Consider the following 7,303-nt stretch of genomic DNA (forward strand, 5'->3'; position numbering starts at 1 on the left):
GTTCGCGGCAGCAGGGCAACCGTACCCCGATTCAGCCGGGCCGGCTGCGGCGAGAATGCTGTCCCTTGCCGCGCCGCTCCGTCGCCATGGCCCAGGCCCAGCCCGCCGCCCAGGCGCAGACAGCCGCGCCGCCCCCCAACTGGGTGGCTTCGCGCCATCCCCTCGGCTGGCTGATCGACCGGCTGCTGGCGGTCGAGCCCCTGCGCCGGCTGCTGTTCCTGCAGGCCCGCCAGCTGATCATCCGCACCGCCGAGCGCCGTGGCATCGCCTGGCGGGCCCGGCGCGAGGAGCTGGTGCGGCAGGCCGAGCCGCTGCTGGCGAGCAGCACCGATGCGGCCACCGCCACGCCTGCCTACTACCGGGCCCGCTTCCATGCCTACCAGGAGGGCAACCTCTGCTGGCAGGCGGCCGGCGAGGCGGAGCAGGCCACCGACGCCATGGCCCTGCGGGTGTGGCCGGCGGAAACCCTCGAGCCCCAGGCGGCCCAGCGGCGGCTGCGGGACGCGATCTTCGCGGCGATTGAGCCCAGCCTCACCGGGCCGGTGAGCAGTGCCCTCGACATCGGCTGCTCGGTGGGCGTCGGCACCCTGGCCCTCAAGGACTGGCTGGAGCGGCGCGAGCGCACACCCGTGGCCGTCGACGGCCTCGACCTCTCCCCCCAGATGCTGGCGGTGGCCCGGGTCCGCGATCCCGGGGGGCGGATCCGCCGCTGGCACCACGCCGCCGCCGAAGCCACCGGCCTGCCGGCGGCCAGCGTCGACCTGATCACCCTCCAGTTCGTCTGCCACGAGCTGCCCGCAGGCGCCACCCAGGCGGTGCTGCGGGAGGCGGCCCGCCTGCTGCGGCCCGGCGGGGTGGTGGCCCTGGTGGATCAGGACCCCGATTCAGATGTGATTCGCCGCCTGCCGGCGTCGATCGCCACCCTGCTCAAGAGCACCGAGCCCTACCTGGCGGACTACTTCAGTCTCGATCTGCCCCGGGCCCTGGAGCAGGCCGGCTTCCGCGAGGTCCGCCGGGAGGCCTGCGATCCCCGCCACCGGGTGCTGGTGGCGCGACTGGCCTAGTCCCAGCCGGCCAGGGCGATCTTGCCGATCGTGCTGCCGGAGGCCAGCTGGGCGTGGGCGATGGCCAGGTTGGCGGCGTTGATGGGGCTGAGGGTGCGGCCCAGGGTGGGGCGCAGCTCGCCGCCCTCCAACAGCGCGGCCAGGTGATCCAGGATCTCCCCCTGACGCCCCATGTCGGCGGTCTGGAACTGGGAGCGCGTGAACATGAACTCCCAGGCGAAGGTCACGCTCTTGGCCTTGAGCCGGTTGAGGTCGAGGGGGTGGCGGTTGCCCACGATCGCCACGATCGAGCCCAGCGGTGCGATGAGCTCGGCCATCACCTCCCAGTAGGCGTCGGTGTCGCTGAAGTTGGCGATGAGATCCACCGCCGCGAAGCCCAGGGCGGCCAGCTGGGGGGCCAGGGGCCGGTGGTGGTCGACGACGTGGTCGGCCCCCAGCTCCCTTACCCAGGCGGCACTCTCCGGCCGCGAAGCGCTGGCGATCACCACCGCCCCGGCCCGGCGGGCCAGCTGGATGGCGATCGAGCCCACCCCGCCGGCGCCGCCGAGGATCAGCAGGCTGCGGCCCCGCCCCCGCTCACCGCTCGGATCGAGATCGAGCCGCTCGAACAGGGCCCCCCAGGCCGTCAGGCCCGTCAGCGGCACGCTGGCCGCCTCGGCCCAGGAGAGCCGCGCCGGTTTGCGGCCCACCAGCCGCCCGTCCACCAGCACGGCTTCGGCGTTGCAGCCGGCCCGTCCCGCATCGCCGGCGAACATCACCGCATCCCCCACCCGGAAGCGGCCCACCCGCTCTCCCGCCGCCGCCACCACGCCGGAGCCATCCCAGCCCAGCTGCCGGGGCGGATCGTCCGCGCCCACGGCGGCCCGCAGCTTGGTGTCGATCGGGTTCACCGCCACCGCCTCGATCCGCACCAGCAGGTCGTGGGGGCCAGGGACGGGCTGCGGCAGCTCCGTGTCCACCAGGGCCGGGGTGGCGAGAATCGCTCTCATGGCGGCGGGGTCAGTAGCGGCAGTAGCCCACCTCCCCCTTCAGGGGCGGTTTGCAGGGGAAGCGCAGGGGCACGAAGATCCGGTTGCCGTTGGCCTCGTTGGTGAGGGTGATGTTGCCCTGGACGAAGAGCTCCCGGCGCCAGATCCCCCCCAGCCGGTCGCGCAGCAGGTCGCTGCCGCTGGCGTCCTTGCCCTTGCCGGACACCGCCCGGTAGGTCATCGACAGGCCGTCCTTCCAGCGGATCTTCAGGCCGCCGGGGAGCTGCTCATCGACGCAGGCCAGGGGCTTGTCGTTGTACTCGCAGTCCTTCCAGCCGTCGCGGGGGATCTGGGGCGGGACCGGCCGCTCGGCAAGGGCGGGGGCCCCCACCCCGCCGCTCGCCGCCACCTCCACCGCCAGCAGCAGGGGCAGCCACGCCAGGCAGGCCCACGGCTTCAAGACCTCGTGGCGGCAGCGGATGGACACGGGCAGCCCCTGGAGGATCGCTCCCCGTAGTCTCCCCCCAGAGTCCCCGTTTCGCCCCATGGCCGTGCAACATCGCTGGTCGGATGCCGCCGCCCGCGCGGCGATCGCCCGCTACGGCGACCAGGGCGTGGGCGAGGACCTGGCCCTGCGCACCTACTCGGCCCGGCTGCTGGGGGCCGACCCCGAGCTGGTGCTGCACGGCGGCGGCAACACCTCGGTCAAGACCACCGTGCACGGGCTGCTGGGCGAGCCGATCCGGGTGCTGTGCGTCAAGGGATCGGGCTGGGACCTGGGCACGATTGAGCCGCCGGGCCATCCGGCGGTGCGGCTGGAGCCCCTGCAGGCCCTGCGGGTCTTGGAGTCCCTCAGCGACGAGGCGATGGTGGCGGCCCAGCGCCAGAACCTGATCGATCCGGCCGCCCCCAACCCCTCGGTGGAGGCGCTGCTGCACGCCTTCCTGCCCCACAGGTTTGTGGATCACACCCACTCGATCGCCCTGCTGGCCCTGGCCGACCAGCCCGATGCGGCCGCGGTGTGCCGCGAGGTCTATGGCGATCGGGTGGCCCTGGTTCCCTACGTGATGCCCGGTTTCGCCCTGGCCAAGGCGGCGGCCCTGGCCTACGAGGCGGCGGCGGCCGGCGGCAACGAACCGGAGGGCATGGTGCTGCTGCAGCACGGCCTGTTCTCCTTCGGGGCGACGGCCGAGCAGAGCTACGACCGGATGATCGACCTGGTGCGGCGGGCCGAGGAGCGCCTGGCCCGGGGCGAGCGCTCGTTGCACGCCGTGGCCGTGCCGGAGCGCCCCGCCCCTGCGGCGGCGGTGCTGCCGCTGCTGCGGGGCGCCCTGGGCCGGGCCGCCGTCGCCGCCGGCGTCCGTCCCCACTGGATCCTGGCGCTGCGCGACACCCCCCTGGCCCGCGCCATCAGCGACGACGCCCGACTGCCGGACTGGGCGACCCGCGGCGTCGCCACCCCCGACCACGTGATCCGCACCAAGGCCCGGCCCCTGGTGTTGCCGCCGCTGCCGCCCGGCGCCGACGGCCCGGCCCTGGCCGCCTGGGGCCGCTCCCTCGAGCAGGCCCTGGAGGCCTACGCCACCGAGTACCGCGCCTACTTCCAGCGCCAGAACGCCGCCGCCGGTGGCGTCAAAAAGGCGCTCGATCCCCTGCCGCGGGTGGCGGCGATTCCTGGCCTGGGGCTGGTGGGGATCGGCAAGTCGGCCGCCGAGGCGGCCACGGTGGCCGACATCGCCGAGGCCTGGGCCCAGACCCTGCTGGCGGCCGAGGCCATCGGTCGCTTCGCGCCCGTGGGCGAGGCCGACACCTTCGCCATGGAGTACTGGAGCCTGGAGCAGGCCAAGCTCGGCAAGGCGGCCGAGAAGCCCCTGGCCCGCCAGGTGGTGCTGGTCACCGGCGGCGCCGGTGCCATCGGTGCCGCCACCGCCCGGGCCTTCGCCGCCGCCGGCGCCGAGGTGGCCGTGCTCGATCTCCACCAGGACGCCGCCGCAGCGGTGGCGGCCTCCTGCGGCAAGCGGGCCCTCGGCACCGCCTGCGATGTCACAGACCCGGCGGCGGTGTGGGCCGTCGTCGCGGCGGTGGCGGCCCATTTCGGCGGGCTCGACATCGTCGTGAGCAATGCCGGCGCCGCCTGGACCGGCCCGATGGCCACCCTGGCCGACGCCGACCTGCGGGCCAGCTTCGAGCTCAACTTCTTCGCCCACCAGAACGTTGCCCAGGCGGCCCTGGCGGTGTTCCGCGCCCAGGGCCTTGGCGGCCAGCTGCTGTTCAACGTCAGCAAGCAGGCCCTCAATCCGGGCCCCAACTTCGGCGCCTACGGCATCAGCAAGGCGGCCCTGCTGGCCCTGGTACGCCAGTACGCCCTAGAAGAAGGGGAGGCCGCCGTGCGGGTGAACGCCATCAACGCCGACCGCATCCGCTCCGGCCTGCTCGACGACACGATGATCAAGGAGCGCTCCGCGGCCCGCGGCCTCAGCGAGGAGCTCTACATGGCCGGCAACCTGCTGGGGGCCGAGGTGCGCGCCTCCGATGTGGCCGACGCCTTCGTGGCCCTGGCCCGCATGGAGCGCACCACCGGCGCCGTACTCACCGTCGATGGCGGCAACGTGGCGGCGATGGTCAGATAAGCGCCCCTATCGGGGCGACGGTGCGTTAGGCGGCGGCTCGGGCCCGCGCCGCCAGCCACAGCCCCAGCCCGCTCCAGAGCACCACCAGGCCCAGGCAGAGGCCGGTCCAGGCCGGCAGGCCCCAGCCGTCCACCACCAGGGGGGCCACCACGGTGATCACGCCTCCAGCGAGCAGGGGCTGGAGCAGCAGCTGTTTGATCGAGAACGCCGTCACCGCCTGGCTGCGGTCGCCCGGGTCGGCCATGCGCAGCAGCAGCAGGCCGCTCGCCGCCACGCCCGTGGCCTGGCCGAACTCGATGATGGCCCGCTCGAACCAGTCGGACGGCAGGATCCGCGGCGCCAGCAGCAGGATCACCCCCAGGTTCCACAGCAGGCCCGCCAGCGCCAGCACCGTCAGGGGGATCCAGTCGTGGGCCAGCAGGCTCAGGTCCAGGCAGGCGGTGGCGGCGGTGATCAGCAGATCGGCCGAGATGGTGCCGGTCTGGCCCTGGATGGCGGTCGAGACCCACTGGGTCTGGCCGCTCTTCTCAAGGATCAGGCGCACCAGCAACGACCCCACCAGGGCCAGGGGGAAGACGGGCAGGGCGTCGATCACCAGGGCGAACACCCCGCCGCTGGCGTCGGCGACCAAGCGCAGCACGGCCAGCGCCCCGCAGCCGAACAGCACCGCCACCCCCGCCAGGCCCAGGTTCACGGTCCAGTCGGCCAGCTGCCGCCACAGCGCCGGCACCTCCACGGTGCCCGCCTCCAGGGGCAGACCCATCGGCACCTCCTGCAGCGGCGGTGTCCCCTCCTCCAGGATCGCCACCGCCTCCTCGATCAGCAGGGCCTCGGGAAACTTCAGCCAGCGCCTGGCCCGCCCCAGCACCACCAGCAGTCCGCCCACCACCGTCGACACCAGCAGCCCCACGGTAGCCATCGCCAGCCCCAGGGCCTGGGCCCCCTCCAGCCCCAGCCGCTCGTAGGTGGGCCCCATGGCGGCGGCCGAGCCGTGGCCGCCCTCGTAGGCCACCTCGATCAGACAGGCCATCACCGGGCTCACCCCCAGCCAGGGCTGCAGCACCAGCAGCACCGCCAGTCCCCCCACCAGGAACTGGCCGAAGGCCAGGGTGAGCGCCAGCAGCACCTGGGCCGAGAGGGGGCGCCACAGGCCCCCCAGCTTCGGCAGCGGCTTGCCCAGCAGCAGGGTGGCGAACACCAGCGTCAGCAGGGGCAGGGGCAGCTGGTCCCAGAGGTCGATCATCCGCTGGGGCAGCAGGGGCACCAGCCCGGCCGGGGCCACCACCAGCCCCAGCCCGCCTGACAGCAGGGCCTCCGGCAGCCCCCATCGCTTCATGCCCAGAAGTCCGCCCAGACCGCTGCCGATCAGCAGCAGCACGGTGAGGGCGGCCAGGGCCAGGGCCAGCCATTCCACGCCTTCCACCACCCCCGGCACCAGCGCTGCGATCACAGGTGGAACTGGCGGCGGAAGAAGGCTTCGGTGGCCTCCAGCACTGTGGTGCGCACGCCGCTTTCACGGAAGCCGTGGCCCTCTCCGGCAAACAGGTGAAGTTCCGTCTCCAGTCCGCCTCGGCGCAGGGCTTCCACCATGCGCTCACTCTGACGCGCCGGCACCACCCGGTCGTCCTGGCCATGGAAGAACACCACCGGCACCGTGATCCGCTCCGCATGCCGCAGCGGTGAACGGGCTGCGTAGACGGCCTGCGCCTCGGGCCAGGGGCCGATCAGGGTTTCGGTGTAGCGGGCCTCGAAGCGGTGATCCACCCCGAGCAGGGCCTCCGGATCGGTCACGGGGTAGCGGACGGCGCCGGCCTTGAACACGTCGGTGAAGCACAGGGCCGCCAGCACGGTGAAGCCGCCGGCGCTGCCGCCCTCGAAGGCCACCCGGGCAGGGTCGGCCCGGCCCGCCGCCACCAGGGCCCGGGCGGCGGCGGCGCAGTCGGCCACATCCACCAAGCCCCACTGGCCGTCGAGCCGCTCGCGGTAGGCCCGCCCGAAGCCGGTGGAGCCGCCGTAGTTCACATCCACCACACCCCAGCCGCGGCTGGTCCAGAACTGGATGGCCAGGTTCAGCCCCGTGCCGGCCATGGCGGTGGGACCGCTGTGGCCCTTCACCAGCAGGGGGGCATCGGCGCCGCTGCCCCCCCGGGGGGGGTAGTACCAGGCGTGGGTGGCCGCGCCGCCGTGGCCATCGAACCAGAGCGGCTCCGGCCGGCTGATCGCCCCGGCCGCCAGCGACGGTGGTGCGGCCGGCGTGTGCTGCCAGCTGCCGCTGGCCGTGTCCAGCTCCAGCAGCCCCTGGCCGATGCCCGGCGCCCCGGCCACCGCCACCAGCCGGCCCGCCTCCGCCGTCAGGGCCGCCAGCTCATCGAAGGGCAGGGGGATCGGCTCGAAGGCGCCGCCCTCGGCCCCCAGCCGGCCCAGCTCCCAGCGCCCCTGGCGGCAGACGGCCGCCAGCAACTGGGTGCCGTCCCAGGCCAGGGTGCGCAGGCCATACACCCATTGAGGCCTGCCGAACTCCGCCTCCATCGGGCACAGCGGCCGCCAGCGGAGTGGGGTGTCCGACTCCAAAGCGGCCACATCGGCCAGCCGTTCCAGGTTCCACCAGCCGCTGCGCTCGTTGGCCACCACCAGGGAGCCG

At 73.9% G+C, this 7,303-nt stretch carries 6 protein-coding genes; 2 read left to right on the top strand and 4 right to left on the bottom strand.

Features of this window, described 5'->3' with window-relative positions; translation table 11 throughout:
• The first annotated feature begins 86 nt into the window (after positions 1-86).
• Entirely contained in the window at positions 87-1,064 is a 978-nt protein-coding gene (locus KBZ04_RS12375) for a class I SAM-dependent methyltransferase (RefSeq protein ID WP_254992222.1), read from the top strand.
• Here KBZ04_RS12375 and KBZ04_RS12380 read toward each other — a convergent pair.
• Both KBZ04_RS12380 and KBZ04_RS12385 read right to left on the bottom strand, forming a co-directional pair.
• Entirely contained in the window at positions 1,061-2,053 is a 993-nt protein-coding gene (locus KBZ04_RS12380) for a zinc-binding alcohol dehydrogenase family protein (RefSeq protein WP_261351100.1), read from the bottom strand. The two genes, KBZ04_RS12375 and KBZ04_RS12380, sit on opposite strands and share 4 nt — an antisense overlap.
• Before the next feature lie 10 nt (positions 2,054-2,063).
• The gene (locus tag KBZ04_RS12385) at positions 2,064-2,519 is read right to left on the bottom strand and encodes a hypothetical protein (RefSeq protein WP_254992218.1); all 456 of its coding nucleotides are present in this window, start codon (positions 2,517-2,519) and stop codon (positions 2,064-2,066) included.
• Between the two features lie 58 nt (positions 2,520-2,577).
• Between KBZ04_RS12385 and KBZ04_RS12390 the strand changes: the two genes are divergently transcribed.
• Positions 2,578-4,662, top strand: a complete 2,085-nt coding sequence (locus KBZ04_RS12390) for a bifunctional aldolase/short-chain dehydrogenase (protein ID WP_254992219.1) — start codon at positions 2,578-2,580, stop codon at positions 4,660-4,662.
• A gap of 25 nt (positions 4,663-4,687) precedes the next feature.
• Here KBZ04_RS12390 and KBZ04_RS12395 read toward each other — a convergent pair whose 3' ends face one another.
• Both KBZ04_RS12395 and KBZ04_RS12400 read right to left on the bottom strand, forming a co-directional pair.
• The gene (locus KBZ04_RS12395) at positions 4,688-6,112 is read right to left on the bottom strand and encodes a sodium/glutamate symporter (protein WP_254992220.1); all 1,425 of its coding nucleotides are present in this window, start codon (positions 6,110-6,112) and stop codon (positions 4,688-4,690) included.
• A partial coding sequence (locus KBZ04_RS12400; RefSeq protein ID WP_254992221.1) for an alpha/beta hydrolase family protein occupies positions 6,109-7,303 on the bottom strand: 1,195 nt, incomplete at its 5' end. The genes KBZ04_RS12395 and KBZ04_RS12400, both read right to left, overlap by 4 nt.

Origin of the sequence: Cyanobium sp. N5-Cardenillas (assembly GCF_024345515.1) — a bacterium.
Classification (GTDB): Bacteria; Cyanobacteriota; Cyanobacteriia; order PCC-6307; family Cyanobiaceae; genus Cyanobium.